Origin of the sequence: Variovorax sp. 38R, from assembly GCF_014843395.1 — a bacterium.
GTDB lineage: Bacteria > Pseudomonadota > Gammaproteobacteria > Burkholderiales > Burkholderiaceae_C > Variovorax > Variovorax paradoxus_H.
In genome coordinates this window covers 1,008,497-1,030,228 of sequence record NZ_CP062121.1, presented here as the reverse complement: position 1 = coordinate 1,030,228, position 21,732 = coordinate 1,008,497, and the positions used below count along the sequence as shown (strand labels likewise).

The 21,732-nt window shown below is 62.9% G+C and carries 26 protein-coding genes and 1 tRNA gene; 6 read left to right on the top strand and 21 right to left on the bottom strand.

Features of this window, described 5'->3' with window-relative positions; all coding sequences use genetic code 11:
- Positions 1 to 78: 78 nt before the first annotated feature.
- Both IG196_RS04620 and IG196_RS04615 read right to left on the bottom strand, forming a co-directional pair.
- Positions 79 to 489, bottom strand: coding sequence for a hypothetical protein (locus tag IG196_RS04620; protein ID WP_192195209.1), 411 nt, complete (start codon positions 487 to 489; stop codon positions 79 to 81).
- 126 nt (positions 490 to 615) lie between these two features.
- Positions 616 to 855 carry a hypothetical protein gene (locus IG196_RS04615; RefSeq protein ID WP_192195208.1) on the bottom strand — a complete coding sequence of 80 codons (240 nt, stop codon included), beginning with the start codon at positions 853 to 855 and terminating at the stop codon, positions 616 to 618.
- 306 nt (positions 856 to 1,161) lie between these two features.
- Between IG196_RS04615 and IG196_RS04610 the strand changes: the two genes are divergently transcribed.
- Positions 1,162 to 1,482, top strand: a complete 321-nt coding sequence (locus IG196_RS04610) for a helix-turn-helix domain-containing protein (protein ID WP_192195207.1) — start codon at positions 1,162 to 1,164, stop codon at positions 1,480 to 1,482.
- On the opposite strand, the gene IG196_RS04605 is transcribed toward IG196_RS04610, so the two are convergent.
- The 12 genes from IG196_RS04605 to IG196_RS04550 form a co-directional block, all read right to left on the bottom strand.
- A complete protein-coding gene (locus tag IG196_RS04605) occupies positions 1,479 to 2,144 on the bottom strand; it encodes a hypothetical protein (RefSeq protein ID WP_192195206.1) in 666 nt (221 codons plus the stop codon). The genes IG196_RS04610 and IG196_RS04605 overlap by 4 nt on opposite strands.
- A gap of 258 nt (positions 2,145 to 2,402) precedes the next feature.
- Positions 2,403 to 2,702, bottom strand: coding sequence for a hypothetical protein (locus IG196_RS04600; protein WP_192197216.1), 300 nt, complete (start codon positions 2,700 to 2,702; stop codon positions 2,403 to 2,405).
- Positions 2,686 to 2,910 (bottom strand): hypothetical protein, encoded by a 225-nt coding sequence (locus IG196_RS04595; protein ID WP_192195205.1) that lies wholly within the window; start codon positions 2,908 to 2,910, stop codon positions 2,686 to 2,688. The genes IG196_RS04600 and IG196_RS04595 overlap by 17 nt, the downstream gene beginning before the upstream one ends.
- On the bottom strand, positions 2,907 to 3,692 hold the full coding sequence (locus IG196_RS04590; protein WP_192195204.1) for a hypothetical protein: 786 nt from the start codon (positions 3,690 to 3,692) through the stop codon (positions 2,907 to 2,909). Before IG196_RS04590 ends, IG196_RS04595 begins: the two co-directional genes overlap by 4 nt.
- A 221-nt stretch (positions 3,693 to 3,913) precedes the next feature.
- Positions 3,914 to 4,174, bottom strand: coding sequence for a hypothetical protein (locus IG196_RS04585; RefSeq protein WP_192195203.1), 261 nt, complete (start codon positions 4,172 to 4,174; stop codon positions 3,914 to 3,916).
- Positions 4,155 to 4,442 (bottom strand): hypothetical protein, encoded by a 288-nt coding sequence (locus IG196_RS04580; RefSeq protein WP_192195202.1) that lies wholly within the window; start codon positions 4,440 to 4,442, stop codon positions 4,155 to 4,157. The genes IG196_RS04585 and IG196_RS04580 overlap by 20 nt, the downstream gene beginning before the upstream one ends.
- 14 nt (positions 4,443 to 4,456) lie before the next feature.
- A complete protein-coding gene (locus IG196_RS04575) occupies positions 4,457 to 4,768 on the bottom strand; it encodes a hypothetical protein (protein WP_192195201.1) in 312 nt (103 codons plus the stop codon).
- On the bottom strand, positions 4,765 to 5,304 hold the full coding sequence (locus IG196_RS04570; RefSeq protein ID WP_192195200.1) for a hypothetical protein: 540 nt from the start codon (positions 5,302 to 5,304) through the stop codon (positions 4,765 to 4,767). The genes IG196_RS04575 and IG196_RS04570 overlap by 4 nt, the downstream gene beginning before the upstream one ends.
- Position 5,305: 1 nt before the next feature.
- A complete protein-coding gene (locus IG196_RS04565; RefSeq protein ID WP_225617063.1) occupies positions 5,306 to 5,938 on the bottom strand; it encodes a YqaJ viral recombinase family protein in 633 nt (210 codons plus the stop codon).
- Positions 5,939 to 6,133: 195 nt separating this feature from the next.
- Complete coding sequence (locus tag IG196_RS04560) at positions 6,134 to 7,123, bottom strand: DUF932 domain-containing protein (RefSeq protein ID WP_192195198.1); 990 nt, start codon at positions 7,121 to 7,123, stop codon at positions 6,134 to 6,136.
- Between the two features lie 147 nt (positions 7,124 to 7,270).
- Positions 7,271 to 7,723, bottom strand: coding sequence for a hypothetical protein (locus tag IG196_RS04555; protein WP_192195197.1), 453 nt, complete (start codon positions 7,721 to 7,723; stop codon positions 7,271 to 7,273).
- A 435-nt stretch (positions 7,724 to 8,158) separates the two neighbouring features.
- A complete protein-coding gene (locus IG196_RS04550; RefSeq protein ID WP_192195196.1) occupies positions 8,159 to 9,214 on the bottom strand; it encodes a LacI family DNA-binding transcriptional regulator in 1,056 nt (351 codons plus the stop codon).
- A 125-nt stretch (positions 9,215 to 9,339) separates the two neighbouring features.
- On the opposite strand from IG196_RS04550, the gene IG196_RS04545 reads away from it, so the two are divergent.
- Genes IG196_RS04545 through IG196_RS04525 form a run of 5 tightly spaced genes read left to right on the top strand, consistent with a single transcriptional unit; the run spans position 9,340 to position 15,431 of the window.
- Entirely contained in the window at positions 9,340 to 10,359 is a 1,020-nt protein-coding gene (locus IG196_RS04545; RefSeq protein ID WP_192195195.1) for a TRAP transporter substrate-binding protein, read from the top strand.
- Positions 10,360 to 10,365: 6 nt separating this feature from the next.
- Complete coding sequence (locus tag IG196_RS04540; protein WP_192195194.1) at positions 10,366 to 12,261, top strand: TRAP transporter large permease subunit; 1,896 nt, start codon at positions 10,366 to 10,368, stop codon at positions 12,259 to 12,261.
- 37 nt (positions 12,262 to 12,298) lie between these two features.
- Positions 12,299 to 12,838 (top strand): VOC family protein, encoded by a 540-nt coding sequence (locus IG196_RS04535; protein ID WP_101490957.1) that lies wholly within the window; start codon positions 12,299 to 12,301, stop codon positions 12,836 to 12,838.
- A 2-nt stretch (positions 12,839 to 12,840) separates the two neighbouring features.
- Positions 12,841 to 14,109, top strand: a complete 1,269-nt coding sequence (locus IG196_RS04530; protein ID WP_192195193.1) for a ribulose-bisphosphate carboxylase large subunit family protein — start codon at positions 12,841 to 12,843, stop codon at positions 14,107 to 14,109.
- Positions 14,106 to 15,431, top strand: coding sequence for a four-carbon acid sugar kinase family protein (locus tag IG196_RS04525; RefSeq protein ID WP_192195192.1), 1,326 nt, complete (start codon positions 14,106 to 14,108; stop codon positions 15,429 to 15,431). Before IG196_RS04530 ends, IG196_RS04525 begins: the two co-directional genes overlap by 4 nt.
- Here the strand turns inward: IG196_RS04525 and IG196_RS32195 are convergent.
- The 7 genes from IG196_RS32195 to IG196_RS04495 form a co-directional block, all read right to left on the bottom strand.
- Complete coding sequence (locus IG196_RS32195; RefSeq protein WP_263864228.1) at positions 15,393 to 15,518, bottom strand: hypothetical protein; 126 nt, start codon at positions 15,516 to 15,518, stop codon at positions 15,393 to 15,395. The genes IG196_RS04525 and IG196_RS32195 overlap by 39 nt on opposite strands.
- Positions 15,519 to 15,816: 298 nt before the next feature.
- Positions 15,817 to 17,757, bottom strand: a complete 1,941-nt coding sequence (locus IG196_RS04520) for a NosD domain-containing protein (RefSeq protein WP_192195191.1) — start codon at positions 17,755 to 17,757, stop codon at positions 15,817 to 15,819.
- Positions 17,758 to 18,024: 267 nt separating this feature from the next.
- A tRNA-Thr gene (locus IG196_RS04515) sits at positions 18,025 to 18,100 on the bottom strand.
- Between the two features lie 54 nt (positions 18,101 to 18,154).
- A complete protein-coding gene (locus IG196_RS04510) occupies positions 18,155 to 18,727 on the bottom strand; it encodes a ClpXP protease specificity-enhancing factor (RefSeq protein ID WP_192195190.1) in 573 nt (190 codons plus the stop codon).
- A gap of 41 nt (positions 18,728 to 18,768) precedes the next feature.
- A complete protein-coding gene (locus tag IG196_RS04505; RefSeq protein ID WP_056572661.1) occupies positions 18,769 to 19,380 on the bottom strand; it encodes a glutathione S-transferase N-terminal domain-containing protein in 612 nt (203 codons plus the stop codon).
- Between the two features lie 95 nt (positions 19,381 to 19,475).
- Complete coding sequence (locus IG196_RS04500; RefSeq protein WP_192195189.1) at positions 19,476 to 20,252, bottom strand: cytochrome c1; 777 nt, start codon at positions 20,250 to 20,252, stop codon at positions 19,476 to 19,478.
- 36 nt (positions 20,253 to 20,288) lie between these two features.
- The gene (locus IG196_RS04495) at positions 20,289 to 21,725 is read right to left on the bottom strand and encodes a cytochrome b (protein ID WP_101490964.1); all 1,437 of its coding nucleotides are present in this window, start codon (positions 21,723 to 21,725) and stop codon (positions 20,289 to 20,291) included.
- Positions 21,726 to 21,732 lie beyond the last annotated feature (7 nt).

Sequence of the window (21,732 nt, the reverse complement as noted above, 5' to 3'; positions counted from 1 at the left end):
GAATGGTTATGCGAAGGTGCAAGCCGAACATGTCGGCGCCACCGTCAGAGTGCAGAGCACGCGCGATGGCCTGCTTGCTCAGCAGCGATGCTTCTTGTTCACCGGCCGTCGGGGATCAGTGCCGAGCACGGCACCTTCCTCGGTCATGCACACGCCGTCGGCGCAGCCATAGCCAGGCGCTTTGAGTACAGCGCGGTCGGCATCACCGATCTCGCAGCGCAGTTCGTCGAAATCGAAATCCTGGTAGGAACTCGCCCGATCATTGGTCGTGTAGTACACGCCGTCGGCTCCCGCGTGCACCTGGATCGGGTAGACCGGGTACTTGAGATCGCGGCTCCAGCCCTGGATCTGGATCTCCATGGCCGAGCGGTCGATCTGGTGCTTCACGGCATCGGGGTTAATCAGCGGATCGATGCCCTTGGCGAGCGCCAAGGGCGTCCAGACGATCGCGATGAGCACAGCGAAGACGCTGCCGAGCATGGTTTTCATGAGAGGCCCTTGAAAGGAAGTGAAAGCGCCGTGAAGCCTTCCGGATCAGGCTTGTACGGCCATTGGGCGGGCGGCCTTTGATGGAAGTCGACGAAGGCGCCAACCGGGTTTAGCCCACCCGAATAACTACAGCGTGCTGCGCGCCACCCCTGCACCGGAATTTCGCTCAGCCGCCCGTTCAAACGGCAGCTTCATGAAGACCAAGACGGCCAGCACGACGATGCCCGCCCACGGAACACACAGACTCCAGGCCAGCAGGCCCCAGGCGCCGTGATGGCCCAGTTTCTTGGCGAAGCGCCAGCCCAGAGCAGGCGGGACAACCAAGCCGACGAGGATGAGCAAGTGATAAATGTTCAATGAGTCCATGTTGAGTTTTGAGTGGAAAGTAGAAAGGAGGAAGACAGGAAGGTCCCCACCCTGGCGAGCCGCGCGAGGCTGACTTCTCCGAGTCAGCCGGATGGCCCCTTCGATCGCAGCGCTGAATGCGGTCTCGTCTTCGTTGGATTTTCTTTAAAGGCGTGTTTGAATCTCCTTTTTGACTAAGGTGAGGCACGCCGGACAGGGCAGTACCCGATCCAGCGCGCAGCTGGACGTCTTCGTTGATTGCATCTGAATGTTAAAGGGTTTCAAACACCGTGGTTTCAAACACCTCGTTTTTCGAGCATCGAGGGCATGCCTCGTGCCGCTCCTCTTTCTCTTCGCCTGGTGTTCGCCCGCAATATCCGCCTGATGCGCATTCACGCGGGCATGTCGCAGGAGCGCATGGCCGCCGAGGCCGGATTGGACCGGGCCTTCGTTGGCACACTGGAGCGCGGCCAGCGCAACATCTCCATCGACAACATCGAGCTGATTTCCAAAGCCATCGGCGCGCCCGCCCATGAGCTGATGGACCCGGACTTGCCGCAGCAGCGCGATCTCGATGTGACATTGACGCGGGCCCCGCGCACCGCCCGACCCTACCCGGTCAAGAAGCGCAGCACTCGTCGCAGCTAGACACCGGCTGACGTGTTGCGCCGCAGAACGATCAAGCTGCGCAGACGAACCGCACACGCCTCACCCGTGAGGTGACGGCAGTTCAGCGTGAACCCCGGGCTCGCGCGTACCGACCTGCCCGCCTCGGCTTGCAGTTCGATGCGCACGTTGTGAGCGCAGGCCCAGGGTTCACCTGCGCCGGCGTCCAGCAACAACAACGCCCGGGGCTCGCCGATGCCGCGCTCCCACTCCACCCCGATCACTGTCGCCCATCGGTTGGCGGCGGCGGATTCGAAGTGCACCAGGCATGCTCGACCCGCGCGCAGCGCCTCCAATGCGGTCGTCCCGACGTGGCCCGCTTGGCCGGGATCTGAGGCGTGCAATTCGACGACGATGGGCAAGCCAGCAGCATCGATACAGCGCAGAACGCTGTCGTCGCCAGTTCCCTGCAATGCCTTTCGAGCCAGGCGCTGGGCCTCTCTCATTTGCTGACGAGACAACTGCCCCAGTACCGCGAGGCACTGGATCACGCTGGCAAGCGCACAAGTTTCGGCCGATGCCGATTTGCGGATGGGCAGGTTCTGGTACACGAGGCCATCAGCGCCACTTACACCCTGTGCGAGGTACTGAACTTCGGTGTCGAAGCGGATGCCCTTCGCGAACAGGTGCTCAAGATGGGCCATGTGGTTGTCGTCTTTCTCTGGAGGCGTCATCCGTGATGACGACCCTGCTGATGGCGGCGCATGCGATGGTGGGCCGCGGCAGGGTCTGTTCTGTGTGCATGAGTGATCCTTGATGTGGTTCAAATCTGAATTCAGCCCGCCCCTTCAATCCGCTGGGGCGGGCCGCTGTGAGCCCCCGCGGAAATGGGGCGTGGCCATCGAGCTGGCCGACTCGATGGCGATTTGGTGATCTGCTGGCCAGGTGATCGCCGGTTTCCGTCAAAGCCCCCCAAAGCAGTCCCGGCGCCAGTAGCTGCAGAAATTCCATCCCAGCCCAAGGCCCAGGAGGATTCCGGTCGCAAGCACGAACGCGAAGGCCGTCAGGTAGTCAACCGGCCCGTAGCAGATGTTCATGGCAATGTCCTTATCTCTTTCTTTCTGGTGGACGAGGTGAATCTCCAGCTCCACAAGGACCAAACCCCGGTCCCTTGAGAGGGCGCCGGGGTCTGTGTCCTCGAGATGAGAAGAAGGAGATCGGGAGAGCGGCGTTCTGATGCCGCATTCAAAGTAGAGGGACACGGACAGGTTCTTCATCTGGAAACTGGAGTTGTCGCAACCTGGCCTCCTCTTCGGTGGCGCGCCAAGCCGCTTCCTGTTGGAACGGATCGGTTTGCTTGCGCTGCAGCATCACGCAGTCCACCCGCTGCAAGAACGCCTCGTCGAGCGGGAACATCTCCTTCTGGCCGGCCGCGCCCTGCGCGGGTATCGCGTCAGGTGTGCTTCTCATGAAAGCCTGCCCTCCAAGAAGATCTCCTGCACGCGCTCGGCGCCCGCGCCATGGGCCGGGAAGCCCACGATGGCGGCGCGATCGCGTTGCTGACAGATCCCGCAGTTCAGGCAATCGGAGTTGCCGGTGCTGGCAGGACAGACGATCACTTGGCGCCCGGCCGGCGTGCGAGTGGGCTTGGAGGTGCCTTGCGGCAGCACCACGACCACTGGCGCGATGCCCAGGTCCGCGTACGCATCGGCCTGGACCAAGGTCTCGGCACTGAGGTTGACCGTGAAGCCCAGCCAGTTCGCATGGCGGATCGCCGCCTGGTTTTGGGGTGTGGGCGGATAGTGGGTGTAGGTGAATCCGCGACGCCCCCGGTTCGCCATAGCCAGCCGTGTGAGCTTGCGACTGTCGATGACGCCGGGCGTTTCGGGCGTCAGATCACCCGCCTGGTTGTGGCGCCAGAGGGCATGGCGTCGCAAGGTCGCGATCTCCTCGAGCAACTCGTCGAAAGTATGACCTCGCCGCCCCTCGGACACGCTGCGCCAATGAATGGCCAGGGGCCCGCTCTCGGCATAGCAGCCATTGCCCTTGAAGCTGCAGCTCGGCGGGCACGAGTTCGCACTCGTCGTGGTCACCGGAATCGGGCCGGTCTTGCGGTTGCGGCTGACGCGCACCAGGTGATAGGTGCAGGTGTCCTGCTTGGTGGAAGCCGCAGGAGAGTGATTCAGCCGTTCCCGGGACGGCCGGGTCGATTGCGGGCGAGTGTGTGCCTCCGCCATGATCGGAATAAACAAAGTTGATCCTCTATGTTGTGAGCGCAGCCGTTGACGGCGACGCCATGAAGTGCCGGCCCCAAAGGGCGAGCCAGACCCACGCGCGCACCTCCACCACGCTCCAGGCCAGAGAGGCCGGGGCGTGGTGGGTGCGCGCGTAGGGGATGAAGGCGGACCGGGAGGTCCGATGCGCACGCAGGGCGCCTGCATGCAGTTGCAGCAAGTCCCGCTGCCGTAGAGACTCAGCGTCTTTGCGCGGGCAAAGTGGCAGGTGGGATCGGGTCGTTGCGGCCGAGCCTTCTGGCCAGCTTGTCTCGCACCTCCACAGCGCAGCCGTGCCAGGCACGGCCGCTGACCATGGGGGTGTCCAGTGCTTCAGGATCCATTGCAGCCACACGCTGGGCGTACTGCTCCAGCGCCTGCATCACGAATGCCTGGATGAGCGCCCCGTGGGCGCTGAACTCCATCAGCTCGGTGACGAATTCAACGTTGGTCGAAGGCATGCTGGCTCCCCTCATTCACCTCGCACACTTCGCACACCTCGCACACCTCGCACACCTCGCACGTCGACTGAAGGATCTCGAAGCCCGAATCGGCAATGAGGCCCGGATCCAGCAGCATGACCAGGTCATCCGAGATGCCCGAGCGCATCGACGCCCACACCTCATCGTCCAGGCCATCCTCGCGCGCACGCACCCTGGCAGCACCGGCGAGCGCCTCCTCATCGAAGACGGCAAGCTCGATGCTGAAGACCACCACTGTTCGGGGCATGGGCGGCGGGCCACTCATGCACCCTCCCCGGCATCAATGCGCGAGATCTCCGCGCCGAACGCCAGTGCCGCGTTGTCGGGACTGGGCGCTCCGTTCTGGCGAATCCACCAATCAGGCGGGCTGTACGGCACCGTCATCACCCCCAGGTAGCCGCCTTGCGAGGCGTAGCCCACCACCTTGGCGCGGCCGATACCGTTGATGCGGATGAGCACGTCGTCGCCGATCGAGGGAACCTCGAAGTCGGCCGACCACTTGAATGTGTCTTGGGCGAAGGGATCGCGGGTATAGGGCGGCACCGTGATGTGCCGCCGGAATCTGGTTTTCATGGATGTTTCTCTTGTGGATGTTTGTCTTGGGACGGCAACACCGTCGCGTGGCCGAGTTGTCGGGATTTCAGGCGGCAGATCAGGCCGTCGCTCTCGCGCGAGACGTCCCAGCCACGGCGGCCGAGACTTCGGCGCAGCACGTACGTCGATTCGCCGTAGGAGATGCGCAGACCCGGGCGGATGGCTGCTCGTCTGGCGGCCCGGTTCGCATGGAACTCGCGCACCTTCTCGCGCCATGGGCCTGCGTAGGGCCCAGTCGGAGGGCTGGCGCGATCCAGGAAGGCCAGCGGGCAGTCGAAGTAGTACGGCCCGCAGCTTTCATCCATGCTCTTGACGGCCACTTCGCCCTTCCTGCAGTCGATGAGGGTCAGGCCGATCCAGATTCGCCCGGCGTGCTCGCCCGAGCGGTTCTGCGCCAGGAACCACAGCCGGTTGCCGATCGCGCGATGGGCGAACACCACAGCAAAAGCTGTGACGCTGTGCAGTTCGTCATGAACGGCCTGCTCCTTGGTGGCCCGGTAGACGATGCTTCCCATCTCAGACCGCCTCCCGATCGCCCGCCAACGGCGCGCGGTCGGTTTGCACGCAGTGCCAGAACTCGCGCTCGGTATCGATGAGCCGGGAGATCTCGACCTCGTCGCGTTCGACCCGGTGGATCCGCAGGTCCTGGCCGCAGATCAATGCCACGACGTCGATGGCCTGGGCGCCTGTCACGGCCAGGCGGTGCAGCATCTGGATCCGCACGCAGTCGGGTAGGCCCTCGCCCCAGAGCTCAGCCGCATCCATTCCGACGCATCGGCATTCCAGCAGTTGGACATCGGGGGCGCCGACGACTTCGCGGCCGGGATGGGCCAGCATCCAGGGGTTCTGCGGGTGCCGCAGCACGTCGCGAGTTCGCCGCGCCTGGCGCCCGGTGCGCAGCGCGTAGTGCGCCGCCACGATGGGCTCGAGCAGCCGGCTCCAATAAGCAGCGGTAGCTGCGGACTGGATGAGGGAAGGATCGACGGGCTGCAGCAGGTCGTGGCGCTCGGTCTTTTCCATCCACAGTCGCACGGGGGACTTGAAGGGATCGCGGCCTACGGCTGCGGCGGCGTCAAGACTGCCAATCCCGGCTTCGCCCGCGCTCGGCCAGCGCCCGGTGGTCGCATCCTGCGAACAGGTGGTCGGCACCAGGCGCAATGCGGGGGCGCTTGGGGAACGCTGTGTGTTCCGGGGAATTGAGTTCATCGATTTCTTTCTGAAGGTTCAAACCGCCCATCCAGCAAAAAGCCCCGCCCTCTCGATGGAGAGGCGGGGCTTTGCTGGAGGAGCTGAGTGGGAGTGGTGAGAGGGAGTGAGAAGGAGGAGGTCGAAGATCCAATAGCGTCAAGCGGCGAGCTCCAGCGCATGCGCCAACGCTCGTTGCTTGAGGGCCGCGCCTTGGCCGAACCAGGCGCTGTCCAGCCGGTACTCGCGGTTGCGTGCTCGGCGCTCGTGGTCGACGAATTCGGTCATCGCACTGAGCAGGCCCCAAGTCGTGCCTCGCGCTGCAGCGAGCTCAGCGCCCCGGCCCTTGCCCTCGTAGAGCGCCAGGACCTTGCGCGCCGCCCAAGCTCGCGGCATGGACTGGGTGCCGACCTGAGGAGTTGCGAGTCCATTCGATTCCATCGGCCCGTAGAGCACATGCTGGATATAGGCGTCGACCTCCTTGCCCTTGACCTTGCGCTCGGACAGGACCTTCATGCGGTACATGAAGTCGTCCCACTGGCCGATGGCAATGCCCAGTTGCCTTTTGACAGCATCGGCATCGAAGCAGGTGTTATGGGGCACGCGAATCACGCTGCTCGTGTTGTCCAGTGCGATGGCCAGGGTGTTGTTGCACACGACCCGCACGGTCGTCGGGGTGACAGTGGTGGCCAGTGAGCCGTCGCAGGAGGTCGCGAACAACAAGTATCCGTTGACGGTGTCGCTGCCCTTGAGCACGGCTTGCTTGCCGGTACGTGCCAGCGCCCAGACCTTGCGCCCACCCTTGAGGACCCCTGCCGTTTCCATCTCGTAGCCGCCGACCTCGGTGAGGTCACGGTAGAACTCCAGGACTTCGCGGGGCTGCACGACCTGGTAACGGCTGCTGACGACCGACAGCGGTGCGCGCGAGTCGCTGCGGTAGAGCACCTTCTGCTCGCAGAAGGATTCCAGGGCCTGCAGGGAATCGCCTTCAGCTTGGGTCATGAAGCGCACCGGGGTTTCCTGGATGGTCCAGTCCATGCCGGCTTGCTGGGCCCAGACCTCAAGGGGTTGCTTGGGTTGAAGGCGATGCCCCAGGCGATGCCAGGGGGTGTCTCCGACGTAAGCCATCTGTTCGATTTGGTGTGCCATGGAAGATCTTTCTTGAAGTTGCGCGCACAGGCGAGCGCTGGCCGAGGCGCTGCGACAGCCTCGGCCAGGAGATTTGTGGGAAGGAGAAAAGGAAACGACGAGCCGAGTGGCTCAAAGGTGCTAAGTGCGGAAAGGGTCGGCTGCGCGTCAGGCGAAATCAGGGTCGTCAGGATCGATTTCGTGCGGATTCGGCTCCGAGTCGGGATTCATCGGTCGAAAAGGGGACGGTGCAGTCGGTTCGGCCGAGGACCATGGCGGCTCACTGGTTCCTCGCTGCCCACTGAATGTGTGACCGCACGCGGTACATCGGCAGTTGTTCAGGACCCGGTCATCGACGACACGCCCGAAGATGGCGCCGACCTCCGTGCCGAGCGCACCGCCGCCCAGAGCGCCGAGGACGACGCCGATGGCGGTGCCGAGGCTGCCGCCGACCGGTCCGGCAGCCATGCCGATGGTGAAGCCGGTGCGCGCACCGCGCAGTGCGCCAGCGATGCCACCGGCAGCACCGGCCAGACCGCCGAGCGTGCCACCGGTTCGCTGGGCCACGTCACGGGTTTCGATGCGGTTGGAGCCGCAGTTGGGACATTGAAAGTAGGACAAGCTGAAGAAGCTCCTTTTGCAGACTGGTGAATAGAAGAGAGGGAGCACCCAGACGGCAAAAAGCCCGGCGGACCGCGAGGTCGTGCCGGGCTTCTTGCTGGTTTGGCTGGTTAGGTTCGAGAAAGCGAGAGTTCGATCGAGGATTGATGAGAAATCAACTCCATCGCACGTACTCGGCCGACTGGACAGGCCAGGTGGTCACTTCTTGTCAGTGCTCACCTAAGTCATATGGGTCTGAAAAATTCTGGAATCAAACACGTTCGCTCGAAATCGAGAATTGACCACCCCTGTCCAGAGCCAAAGCCTGATATTTCCCCGCAACACACCTTGTTAGCACGGCCAACCGCCCTTTGCCGCGAGCAGAGCCGCTCCAGCGCAACGAGGGAGCGGCCCATCTACCAAATGAAGCGGCCTGGCCGCAGCCAGGTGCCGTATTTACGGAAGGTTCTCGCGAAAGATCACCTGGCTGCGCGTGGTCTCCACGCCGCTGAGCGCCTCGCGCTTGTCGCGCAGGTTGGTGAAGATGCGCACGCAGCTCATCAGCGTGGTGTGCGGGCTCTGCGTGATCACCGCGTCCATGCTGCCGTCGATGAGGAGCGCGCGCGTGTCGGGCGTGAGGCCGTGGCCGATGAAGACCACCTTCTGCTCGCGCCCCACTTCCTTCAGTGCGCGTGCCACGCCGTCTGACGCGCCGCCGATGTTGTAGATGCCGCCCATGTCGGGATGCTGCTCCAGCAGCGCGCGGGTCTGGCGGTAGTTCTTGGCCGCGTCGTCCTGGCCTTCGCGCAGGCCCACGACTTCGAGCTTCGGGAACATCTCGTCGATGACGTGCAGGAAGCCCGCCTCGCGCTCCTCGTGCGCCTTGTAGCTCAGGCTGCCCGCGATGAGCGCGACCTTCGCGGCGCGCGCGCCGATGAAGCGGCCGATGAGGTAACCGGCCGTGCGCCCGGCGGCGCGGTTGTCGAGCCCCACGAACGCAGCGCGCTCGGAGTTCGACAGATCCGAGATCAGCGTGACCACCGGCAGCCCGCGCGCGGCCAGCGCGGCCACCGCTTCGCGCACCGCCGGATGTTCGAGCGCCATCATCGCGATGCCGTCGCAACGCTGGCCGTGCTTGCGCAATGCGTCGGCCAGCTCGTGCGGATTGAAGCTCTCGATGAACACCGTGCGGCACTGCACGTTGAACGGCGCCCAGTGCTCCTGCGAGTAACCCACCATGTCGCCCAGCATGCGAATGAAGCGGTTAGTGCCCGCGGGCAGCAGGAACACGAGCCGCAGCGGCGGCGGTGTCAGCGCCGCATAGAGCTCGGGGCCCGGCAGGTAGTCGAGCTCGCCCGCGGCCTTGAGCACGCGCTGCACCGTGGCGTCACGCACGCCGGGCCGGCGGTTGAGCACGCGATCGACCGTGGCGGTCGACACCTGCGCCGCGCGCGCGATGTCGACCACGCGCGCGCGGCGTGCATCGGAAGGAGGTGAAGGGTTATCCCGCATACATCAAAAACCATCAGGATCGAGTTTGACCCGGATGATGCATGCTTTTATCTTCGCTGTGGCCCGAATCCACCGATGCATCAGATTGCATCAAGCGCATTCCGAAGATCCTGGAGACAAAAGACATGACCTCGCTGACTCGCCGCAGTGCCTTGCGCACGCTCTCCGCCCTCCCCGCCGCCGGCATCGTGTCGGCCGTGCCGCGCATCGCGCGCGCTGCGGAGTTCTCGTACAAGTACGGCAACAACCTGCCGCTGAGCCATCCGCTGAACGTGCGCGCGCAGGAAGCCGCGGACCGCATCGCCAAGGAAACCAAGGGCCGGGTCGAGATCAAGATCTTCCCCAACAACCAGCTCGGTGGCGACACCGACATGCTTGCGCAGGTGCGCTCGGGCGGCATCGAGTTCTTCACGCCGTCGGCACTCGTCATCGCCACGCTCGTGCCGGTGGCCGCCATCAACGCGGTGGGCTTTGCATTCAACGACTACAGCCAGGTGTGGGCCGCAATGGACGGCAAGGTCGGCGCGCATGTGCGCGGTGCCATCGCCAAGTCGCGCCTCTATGCGTTCGAGAAGATGTGGGACAACGGCTTTCGCCAGACCACGAGCAGCAAGGCGGCCGTTGCCACCGCGAAGGACATGGACGGCCTGAAGATCCGCGTGCCGGTGAGCCCGCTGTCGATCTCGATGTTCAAGGGCCTGGGCGCCGCGCCTGCGAGCCTGCAGTTCAGCGAGGTGTATTCGGCGCTGCAGACGAAGATCGTCGATGCGCAGGAGAACCCGCTGCCCATCATCCAGGTCGCCAAGCTCTTCGAGGTGCAGAAGTTCTGCTCGCTCACCAACCATATCTGGGACGGCTACTGGTTCATTGCCAACGGCCGCGCATGGGACGCCCTGCCCGCCGACCTGAAGACCATCGTCGCGCGCGCCATCAATGACGCCGGCATGCAGCAGCGTGAGGACATCAAGAAGCTCAACGACTCCGTCGTCGGCGACCTGCAGGCCAAGGGCCTCACCATCAACCGCCCGACGGCCGACAGCTTCCGCGCCAAGCTGCGCGAATCGGGCTTCTACGGCGAGTGGAAGGGCCGCTTCGGTCCCGAGGCCTGGGCGCTGCTCGAAGGCACCGTCGGCAAGCTGGCTTAAGCGGTCATGGTGCATGAATCCACTTTCGAGGCGGCGCCGTTTAGTGGCGCTGGCCCTTCGGCCAACGCGCTGAGTGGCATCGCCGGGCGCGCCGACCGCGTGATCGGCGGCGCCGTCGAAGCCGTGGCCGCGCTGCTGGTGCTGGCCGAGATCTGCGTGCTGTTCGCGGGCGTGGTGTCGCGCTATGTGTTCCATGCACCGCTGGTGTGGTCGGACGAACTCGCGTCGATCCTCTTTCTCTGGCTCTCGATGCTGGGCGCCGTGGTGGCGCTGCGGCGCGGCGAGCACATGCGGATGACGGCGCTGCTGCAGAAGGTGACGCCTTCGACGCGCGCCATGCTCGATGCCTTCGCCATCGCCGCGTCGATCGCGTTCCTCGTGCTCATCGTCTGGCCGTCGATCGACTACGCGCATGAAGAGTCGTTCATCGTCACGCCCGCGCTGGAGATCAGCAACGCCTGGCGCGCCGCGGCCATTCCAACGGGCATCGGCATCATGCTGGTAATGGCGTTGCTGCGGCTGCTGCGCGTGTGCACGGGCAAGCAGATCGCCGTCGCGGTGCTCGGCATGGCCGCGCTGGTAGGCGCCTTCTGGCTCGCCGCGCCGCTGTTCGCGACGCTCGGCAAGTTCAACCTCGTGATCTTCTTCGTGGTCGTGGTGGCCGCCACTGTGCTATCAGGCGTTCCCATCGCGTTCTCGTTCGCGCTCGCCACCTTCGGGTATCTGGCGCTCACCACGCGCACGCCGCTGCTGGTGATGGTCGGGCGGCTCGATGAAGGCATGTCGCACCTGATCCTGCTCGCCGTGCCGCTCTTCATCTTCCTGGGCGCGCTGATCGAAATGACGGGCATGGCGCGCGCCATGATCCAGTTCCTCGCGAGCCTGTTGGGCCATGTGCGCGGCGGCCTCTCGTACGTGCTGATCGGCGCGATGTACCTGGTGTCGGGCATCTCGGGCTCCAAGATCGCCGACATGGCGGCCATCGCGCCGGTGCTGTTCCCCGAGATGATCAAGCGGGGCGCCAAGCCCGGCGACCTCGTGGCGCTGCTCTCGGCCACGGGCGCGCAGACAGAGACCATTCCGCCGTCGATCGTGCTCATCACCATCGGCTCGGTCACGGGCATCTCGATCGCTGCGCTGTTCACGGGCGGGCTGCTGCCGGCCGTGGTGCTCGGCGCGGCGCTGTGCGTGGTCGTGTGGTGGCGCTACCGCCGTGAAGACCTGAGCGGTGTGCAGCGCTACAGCAAGCGCGAGATCGGCAAGCTGCTGATGGTCGCGCTGCCCGCGGTGCTGCTGCCCTTCGTGATCCGCGCGGCCGTGGTCGAAGGCGTGGCCACGGCCACCGAGGTATCGACCATCGGCATCGTGTATTCGGCGCTGGTCGGGCTCTTCGTGTACCGGCAGTTCGACTGGAAGCGGCTCAAGCCGATGCTGATCGACACCGCCTCGCTCTCGGGCGCGATCATCTTCATCGTCGGCTGCGCCACGGCCATGGCGTGGGGCCTCACGCAGTCGGGCTTCTCGCAGGACCTGGCCCGCATCATGGGCGCGCTGCCGGGCGGCACGTATGGCTTCCTCGCTGTATCGATCGTCGCGTTCATCGTGTTGGGCAGCGTGCTCGAGGGCATTCCGGCCATCGTGCTGTTCGGACCGCTCCTCTTTCCCATCGCCAAGGCCGCGGGCGTGCACGAGGTGCACTACGCGATGGTCGTGATCTTCTCGATGGGCATCGGCCTCTTCGCACCGCCCTTCGGCGTCGGCTACTACGGCGCCTGCGCCGTGAGCAAGGTCAACCCCGACGAGGGCATCCGCCACATCTGGGGCTACATCGCCGCGATGCTGGTGGGCCTGGTGATCGTGGCCGCCTTCCCGTGGTTCTCGACCGGCTTCCTCAAGTTCTGATCACAACAACACACTCACATCACCGGAGCCAATTGCAATGAGTCGATTCCTCGGCGAGATCCGCCAGCTGGGCTATGTCGTGCACGACATCGAAGCCGCCATGGACTACTGGAGCACCACGTTGGGCGTGGGCCCGTGGTTTTACAACCCCAAGGTGCCCATCAAGAACTACCGCTACAACGGCGAGGCGCACGAGCCGCACAACTCGGTGGCGCTCGCGAACTCCGGCTACGTGCAGGTTGAGCTGATCCAGACGCGCAACGACGTGCCCTCGATGTACCGCGACTTCCTGCAGGCCGGCCGCACGGGCCTGCAGCACGTCGCCTACTGGACCGCCGACTACGACGCCGACCTCGCGCGCCTCACCGCCCAAGGCTTCAAGCCGGTGATGAGCGGCGAAGTGGGCGAGCGCGGCCGCTTCATCTACTTCGACACCGAGTACCACCCGGGCACGGTGATCGAGCTCTCCGAAGTGGCGGGGCCGAAGGGCAAGATGTTCGACCTGATCCGCAGTGCCTCCGAGGGCTGGGACGGCAGCGAGCCGGTGCGGCCCTTTCCCGACCTGAGCAAGCTGTGACGATGGCGGCCGAACGCATCCGCGCGCGCTACCTGATCGAGACGCCGGTGGACCTGGCGGCCGTCGCCGAGGTGATGGCCGGCGAGCAATCGTGCGGCACCTTCACACGCGTGGAGGGCGAGACCGATGCGCTGCGCGAACGTGCGCGTGCGACGGTCGAAGCCATCACGGAGCTGGAACCCGTTGCATCACCGAGCCTGCCGAACGCGCTGCTGGAGCGCAAGGGAACGCGTGGGCCGTGGCGGCGTGCGCATGTCGATATCTCGTTTCCTGTTGCGAACATCGGGGCCAATCTGCCGACGCTTGCCGCAACCGTCTCGGGCAACCTCTACGACCTGGGCGAAGTGACGGGCCTGCGGCTCGAATCGCTGCAGGTGCCCGCCGCGTACCGCGCGCAGTTCGAGATGCCGCGCGTCGGCATCGCGGGCACGCGGCGCGCCACGGGTGTGGCGAGCGGTGCGCTGGTCGGCACGATCATCAAGCCGAACGTGGGGCTGTCGGCCACCGAGACGGCCGCGCTGGTTGGCCGGCTCTGCTCCGCGGGCGTCGATTTCATCAAGGACGACGAGGTCTGCGCCGACCCCGCGCATGCGCCGCTGGCCGAACGCGTGCCCGCCGTGATGGCGGTCGTGCGCGCGCACCAGGAACGCACCGGCAAGCATGTGATGGTGGCCTTCAACATCACCGACGAAACCGACGCGATGAAGCGCCATGCCGACCTTGTCGAACGCGAAGGCGGCTCCTGCGTCATGGCCAGCCTCAACTGGTGCGGGCACTCGGGCATCCAGACGCTGCGGCGCCACACCGGCCTTGCGCTGCACGGCCACCGCAATGGCTACGGCGCGTTGTCGCGGCATCCGCTGCTGGGCATCTCGTTCCAGGCTTACCAGACGCTCTGGCGCCTCGCGGGCGTGGACCACATGCACGTGCACGGCCTCCAGGGCAAGTTCTCGCAGCCCGACAGCGAGGTCATCGAATCGGCGCGCGACTGCTTCACACCGCTCACCGATGTCTTGGACGACCGCGTGATGCCCGCCTTCTCCTCGGGCCAGTGGGCCGGCACCGTGCCCGCCACCTGGGCCGCCATCGGCAGCGACGACCTGCTCTTCATGGCCGGCGGCGGCATCCTCGCGCACCCCGACGGCGCGGAAGCCGGCGTGACCAGCATCCGCCAAGCCTGGTCGGCAGCGCGCGCAGGCACGGCACTGAAAGACGCCGCGAAGCACGCGCCCGAACTCGCGCGCGCCCTCGCCTTCTTCGGCAAGCCATGAATCCAACCCCGGCCGTCGTCTACTACGGCGACGATTTCACCGGCGCGACCGACACGCTCGGCACCGCGGCCCGCGCGGACCTGAGGGCCCTGCTGTTCCTGAAGACGCCCGACGCCGCGCGGCTCGCATGCGTCGGCCCGCTCGACGTGCTGGGCATCGCAGGCGCGGCGCGCGCCATGACGCCGGACGAGATGCAGGCCGAGCTGGTGCCCGTCGCCGCTTTGTTCCGCACGCTCAGCGCGCGCGTGCTGCACTACAAGACCTGCTCGACCTTCGACAGCGCGCCGCACATCGGCTCGATCGGCGCCGCGGTGCGCGCATTGCGCGGCGCGGTCGAACAACCATGGACGGCGATCGTCGGCGGGCAGCCGAACCTCGGTCGGCATTGCCTGTTCGGCAACCTGTTCGCGGCTGCGGGCGCGGGCGGCGAAGTGTTCCGCATCGACCGCCATCCGACGATGAGCCGGCACCCGGTGACGCCGATGCACGAGGCGGACTTGCGACGGCATCTGGCCGAGCAAGGTTTGGCCGATGTGCATTCCATGCCTTTCACGGCTGCGTCGAAGGACAGCGATGCACTCGAGGCGGCGCTGCAACACGCGCTTCAGCCGCCCTTGCCCGCAGCGCCGCCTAGCGTCGTTCTGTTCGACGTCGCCGATGCCGCGCAGCTCGCGACCATCGGGCAGGTGCTGTGGGTGCGAGCACAGCGCAACACCTTGCTCGCGGTGGGCCCCAGCAGCGTGGTCGACGCGTTGGCTCCAGCACTGGACTCACGCAACGGCACTGAGCTCGCGCAGCGTGTCGTGACGCCCGCGCCAGGTCCGGTGCTTGTGCTTGCGGGAAGCCTGTCGCCTGTCACAGCGCGGCAGGTCGCGGCGGCACGGTCCTTCGATACCGTGTGGCTCGATGCGTCAGCGATGGCGCAGCGGGACGCCGCCACGCTGGAACGTCATGCGCGAGACATCGCGAACGGGCTCGCCAGCGGCCGCAACGTGCTGGCCTGCACGCGTCCTCTTGATCCATTGCCGCTGGAGCGAGGCATCGACGCCCAAGCCCTCGCGCGCGCCGGTGGCGAACTCTTGGCCCGCGTGTTGGCCATGGTGCCGCTGCGGCGCGTAGGCATTGCCGGCGGCGATACCTCGAGCCATGCCGTGCAGGCGCTCGACGCCTGGGGGCTTTCGTACGTGGCGGACATCGGCGCCGGCACCTCGTTGTGCCGCGTGCACAGCGACGACGCCACGCTCGACGGCCTGGAGATTATGCTGAAGGGTGGCCAGATGGGCTCAGACGACGTGTTCGAGCGTCTGGTGCACGGTTCCTAAGTCTTGCTTCAGATCCACGTAGTCGCGCGCAATGCGAAAGCGCGGGGCGACGTTGACGAGGCCGTCGATCGGCGAATCTTCTGGCATGGCGGACAGGAAATTATTTGCCAGGCGCAGTGCCGCTTTCTAGCCGCTCGACGAGCGCTCACTGCCAGACGAATCAACTGCGGCGTTGATCAATCTCAGATGTGGCAGTGGCAATTAGCGCTCGACATCGCCCCGGCTCTTCAGAATGGCCACCGACCAACGCCTCGTCGTCTGAGCTTGAAGACGAATGCACCGAGTACCACTACGGTTTGCGGGGCACAACTCCCCGCTAGATCGACCAACCACGATCTTGTACAGGAATGCGAGCCGTTCGAACGCACACCAGGCTATAGAAATCTTATTTCTCCAAGTTTTTCTTCTTGACTTTTTTATCTTCGCCTGGCCTAAAATATCCCGTTTCTACTGCGGAAATTGATATATTTCTACTGATTGAAAATTTGGCTGGATCCTCATAAACGTAATTATATTTAAATAATCCAACAGTGTTTCCTGAAGCCTCTGAATGCCCTTTAAGAGAGATCCCATGACTGTCAGAACGTGTCGCCGTGGAATTGATTTTGTTATTTAGAATCAGAGAGCCTTGTCCGCTTGTAATTCCATCTGCTCCCGCACTCACAGTACAATTCTCGATATGAGCCGCAGCCGACGCCAAACCACCAGAAGAATACAAATTTATCCCTCGACGCCCTGCAGATATTTTTGTTTTCTTCACGGCAACGGTCAACGGAAAATTCCCAAAGCAAATCAATCCATCATTAGAAACATCAATAAAGCTATTCTCAATAAGAGCGACCCCAATACAAGAAGCATCAAAAGACACTCCGTATTCCAAATCCTTGAAATCGCAATCGGAAATATTTAATTTTATCGCCCCCAACGCTCGAATTCCCGTTCCTTGCCCCGACGTATTTTTAAAAACTGAATTTGACACCGAAACCGTGTTCGCCGCAAACATACAAGCCCGAAGCGTTTTATCGAAAGTGACCGGCGCACGATAAATAAATGTGCCCCCTGAAATCTTGGTGTTGTTCGCAGTCGCATAAATTCGCAGCGGTGCAAAGCCTACGCTATCCCCGTAGAATTCAGATATGATACAGCCATCCCCATTTACAGAAATGCACGCCGCACCAGAATTGTAGGATTTTGAGTTCTTAATGCTTGTATTGGGAGAATAAGTTGAAAAACTTTCAAGGCATCGGCCGCGAGAAATACAATTATCCAGAGTTGTGTTTGGCGCTTGAATTTTATACCCCCTGCCCATTGATTCATTGACAACGCAATTCTCAATTAGGTAGGACCCACCCGCACCAGGCTCAGCATGATCCACTTGTATAATGCCAATACCATCGGCATCTTCTCCAAAGGGAGCCGAGCCACTCTTGACACCATTTACAAGTGAGTCATGGATTCTTACTCGCGGAGTGCATCCTCTAGCGTTAAAAGAAACACCAATGCCGCGTGCAGCACCTCCTGCGTCCCCAATTCGTCCATTCGCCGCAGCTTGAATATTTTCGACACTTACTCGGATATCATAATCGCCATCTTTAAAATTCGAGTTCGAGGAGCGAACTAGTATGAATCCATAAGCCGGCTGAGTTTTGTCATTGTTTGATACATTTTTTATAGTCAAGTTATATTTGCATGGGCGTTTTTGCTGTAAATCTGCATTTACCCAGACACCCGCACAGCAACTAGAAACGCCAGCAGCATTAATCTGCAGGCCGTCAATGTTTCCTTGTTCGACCTGATATACACACGCATTTACAGCCCCACCAGCCTTCGCACCAAAGAAATTCAGCACAGCGCCGTGAGCTGAAAGATCTCCACGAAGTATCAAGCTGGACGTACAGCGGTAAACTCCAGGATCGATGATGGCTAAACCTCCTGCAGCCGCATCAAATAAGGCTTGCAACTCCGCAGAGGCACTGGTATCGCGCCCACTGACGGCACCGAACCAGCTCGAATGCAGCCCCCCCACAAACTGCCGCATCCACGCACCGACCCCGGAGACATGGGCGAACGCCGTTCCGCCGTTCGTTCTATTTGGCGCTAAGGCGTTGTACTGAAAAACGCCTTCTTTCCCATCAGAAGTCCCTCTGCCGACAACGCGAACCGTGACTGCAGGCCCCGAATAGTTCAACAAATCTTTATAGTCCGAAAGACTAGGAGCACGGTCAGTGAGGCTCTGTTCCTTAGCGTTGCTAATAATTGGAAATGCCCCAGCCGAAACCGACACCAATAGGGGGGTGAATTTCTTAAAAAGGGTACGTCTTTTCATGATTTCCCTTCGTTTTTCAATCTAAAATCAACTCCAGCAAAAGGTTCAAGCATCAACAAAATCCCTCAGAAATCAATTCGATGTTCAACGATTTCTGGAAGATTAACCGTCACCCGGAACGCTCACCAAACCCAATTTTCATGCGAGGGACGAAGGATTTGCGGGACCGACTATAGAGCCTCGCTCAAATCCCAAAGTCGCCGTGTAGGTTTTTTTCGCCACTATAAAAAAAGCCCGGACGTCCTTAGACGTTACCGGGCTTTGTTGTGGTGCCGCTTGTCGGAATCGAACTGACGACCTTCCGCTTACAAGGCGGGTGCTCTACCAATTGAGCTAAAGCGGCTGAAAACAGTGTTGGCTAAGATTCTAAGCGACCGATTTTGGGCCCGACCTGTCGTCACTTGACGCGCTTGAGCGACGGCCTGGAGCCGCCACCGGCTGGCGGGCGCGGCGGCTCGGTCGGGTCGACAGCCTCCGAGTCGGTATCGACCGCCTCGTCGTCCTCGCCAGTCACCAGATGGAACACCTTGCTGGCGTCGCCTTCGGTGCCGCGCGAGGCATCGCGCAGCGGCATGCGCGGCGCGCTGTTCGGCGATGAAGTCGCCGAGGCAGCGTCATTGCCACCATCGTCCAACGTGGCGGCCGGCACGGGTGCCGGAAACGCCATGCCCTGGCCGTTCTCACGGGCGTAGATCGCGATCACGCGGCCGACCGGCACGCTGATCTCGCGCGCCGTGCCTGCGAAGCGGGCCTTGAACTCGATGAAGTCGTTACCCAGCTTCAACGAGCTGGTCGCGTCGAAGCTGATGTTCAGCACGATCTCGCCGTTCTTCACGTACTCGCGCGGCACCTGGACGGTGTCGTCGACCAGCACCGCGACATAGGGCGTGAACCCGTTGTCGGTGCACCACTCGTACAGCGCCCGGATGAGGTACGGGCGGGTGGAAGAGGACTCGAGCGCGTTGATCATGAAGGACGGCGAATTACGAGGAAAGCAAGCACGCAGCTTACTTACTTGCGCATGACCTTTTCAGACGGGGTCAGTGCTTCGATGTAGGCCGGGCGCGAGAAGATGCGCTCGGCGTACTTCAGCAGCGGTGCCGCGTTCTTGCTGAGGTCGATGCCGTAGTAGTCGAGGCGCCACAGCAGCGGTGCGATGGCCACGTCGAGCATCGAGAAGTTGTCGCCCAGCATGTACTTGTTCTTGAGGAACACGGGCGCGAGCTGCGTGAGGCGGTCGCGGATGTGCGAGCGTGCCTTTTCGATGGCCTTGTCGTTGCCCTTGGTGGTGCGATTCTCGAGCGTGGCGACGTGCACGAACAGTTCCTTCTCGAAGTTGAGCAGGAACAGGCGCACGCGGGCGCGGTCGACCGGATCGCCGGGCATCAGCTGCGGATGCGGAAAGCGCTCGTCGATGTACTCGTTGATGATGTTCGACTCGTACAGGATCAGGTCGCGCTCGACCAGAATCGGCACCTGGCCGTACGGATTCATCACGCTGATGTCTTCGGGCTTGTTGTAGAGATCGACGTCGCGGATCTCGAAATCCATGCCCTTTTCGAACAACACGAAGCGGCAACGGTGGGAGAAGGGGCAGGTCGTTCCTGAATACAAGACCATCATGGCGAGAGACTCCTAAAAATCAAAAAGAGTGGGTCGCCTGGGCAACCCACTCTGTGGGACCGGACGCACGAGGCGCCCGATCGGCGTGAACGGAATTACTTGACGTCTTTCCAGTACGAGGCGTTCAGTCGCCATACGAAAACCACCGACATGGCCAGGAACAGCAGCACCCAGACGCCGATGCGCACGCGGGTGTTCTGTGCAGGCTCGGCCATCCACTGCAGGTAGCCGACGAGGTCGCCCACTGCGCTGTCGAACTGCACCGGGGTCAGCGTGCCGGGGGTCACTTGTTCCCACTTGCCCGTGAACACGTCGGTCGCGTGACCGTGTTGCTCGACCTTGGCGTGCACCGGCAGGCGCTCGCCTTGCAGTTCCCACAGCGGGTTCGGCATGGCGACGCTCGGGAACAGCAGGTTGTTCCAGCCCGTGGCCTTGGTGTCGTCGCGGTAGAAGCTGCGCAGGAAGGTGTACAGGTAGTCGGGGCCCGTGCCGCCGTGGCCAGCGCGCGAACGTGCAACCAGCGTCAGGTCGGGCGGCGTGGTGCCGAACCATTCCTTGGCCTGGCGCGCGTCGATGTTGGCCTTCATGGTTTCGCCGACCTTGTCGGTCGTGAACAGAAGGTTGTCCTTGATCTGCTGCTCGCTGATGCCGATGTCCTGCAGGCGGTTGTAGCGCATGAAGGCGGCCGAGTGGCAGTTGAGGCAGTAGTTGACGAACAGCTTGGCGCCGTTCTGCAGTGCCGCCACGTCGGTGGTCTTGTTGGGCGACTTGTCCCACGCCAGACCGCCGGATTCGGCGGATGCGGTCGCGGAGAAGGTCAGGCCCAAAGCCAGACCCATGACAGCGAGCCAGCCGGAAATTCTTTTCTTCATCGTGTTTCTCTCAAGCTCTCTTGCACTTCTCGCGCATCAATGGGCGGCGAAGACCACGCGCTCGGGCACGGTCTTGAATTCGCCCTTGCTGCTCCACCACGGCATCAGCAGGAAGAAGCCGAAGTAGAAGAGCGTGCCGATCTGCGAGATGGTCTGGGCGATGTCCAGGGCGAACGAGCCGATGACCAGGTTGCCCCAGACGCCGGGTGCCTGGATGCCCAGGTAGCCCAGGATCAGGAACAGGAACACGAACACGCCGTAGACATACTTGTGCCAGCTCGGACGGTAGCGGATCGACTTGACTTCGCTGTGGTCGAGCCACGGCAGGAAGAACAGGATGATGACCGAGCCGCCCATGATGACCACGCCCCAGAACTTGGCGTCGAAGGTCTTGAGCAGGAAGATGGCGACAGCGGCCACGACCACGGCGGCAATCTTCAGGCCCATGCCCGACTTGCCCTTGACGAAGTTCCAGATGGCGGCCGCCGCGATGATCAGTGCGAACACGTTGACCATGTCGTCGGTGGTGGCGCGCAGCATCGAATAGAACGGCGTGAAGTACCAGACCGGGGCGATGTGGTTCGGCGTCTTCAGCGAATCGGCCGGGATGAAGTTGTTGTACTCCAGGAAGTACCCACCGGCTTCGGGCGCGAAGAAGATCACGGCCGAGAAGATCGTGAGGAACACCACCACGCCGAAGATGTCGTGCACCGTGTAGTACGGGTGCGACGGGATGCCGTCGACCGGATGGCCGTCAGGACCGCGATTGGCCTTGATCTCGATGCCGTCGGGGTTGTTGGAACCCACTTCGTGCAGCGCGATCAGGTGGGCCACCACGAGGCCGAGCAGCACCAGCGGCACGGCGATGACGTGGAAGCTGAAGAAGCGGTTCAGCGTGGCGTCGCTCACGACATAGTCGCCGCGGATCAGCAGCGCCAGGTCAGGACCGATGAACGGAATGGCAGCAAACAGGTTCACGATGACCTGGGCGCCCCAGTAGGACATCTGGCCCCACGGCAGCAGGTAGCCCATGAAGGCTTCGGCCATCAGGCACAGGAAGATCGCGCAGCCGAACACCCAGATCAGCTCGCGCGGCTTGCGGTAGCTGCCGTACATGAGGCCGCGGAACATGTGCAGGTACACCACGATGAAGAACGCCGAGGCGCCCGTCGAGTGGATGTAGCGGATGAGCCAGCCCCAGGGCACGTCGCGCATGATGTACTCGACCGATGCGAACGCCTGGTTCGCGTCGGGCTTGTAGTGCATCACGAGAAAGATGCCGGTCACGATCTGGATCACGAGGACCAGCATCGCGAGCGAGCCGAAGATGTACCAGAAGTTGAAATTCTTCGGTGCGTAGTACTTGCCCCACTGGTCGTTCCAGAGCTTGGTCAGCGGGAAGCGGTTGTCGACCCAGTTGAGCAGCTTCTCGCCTGCGGGAGCGTTGGGGGAAACTTCGTGAAATTCAGCCATGTTCGTG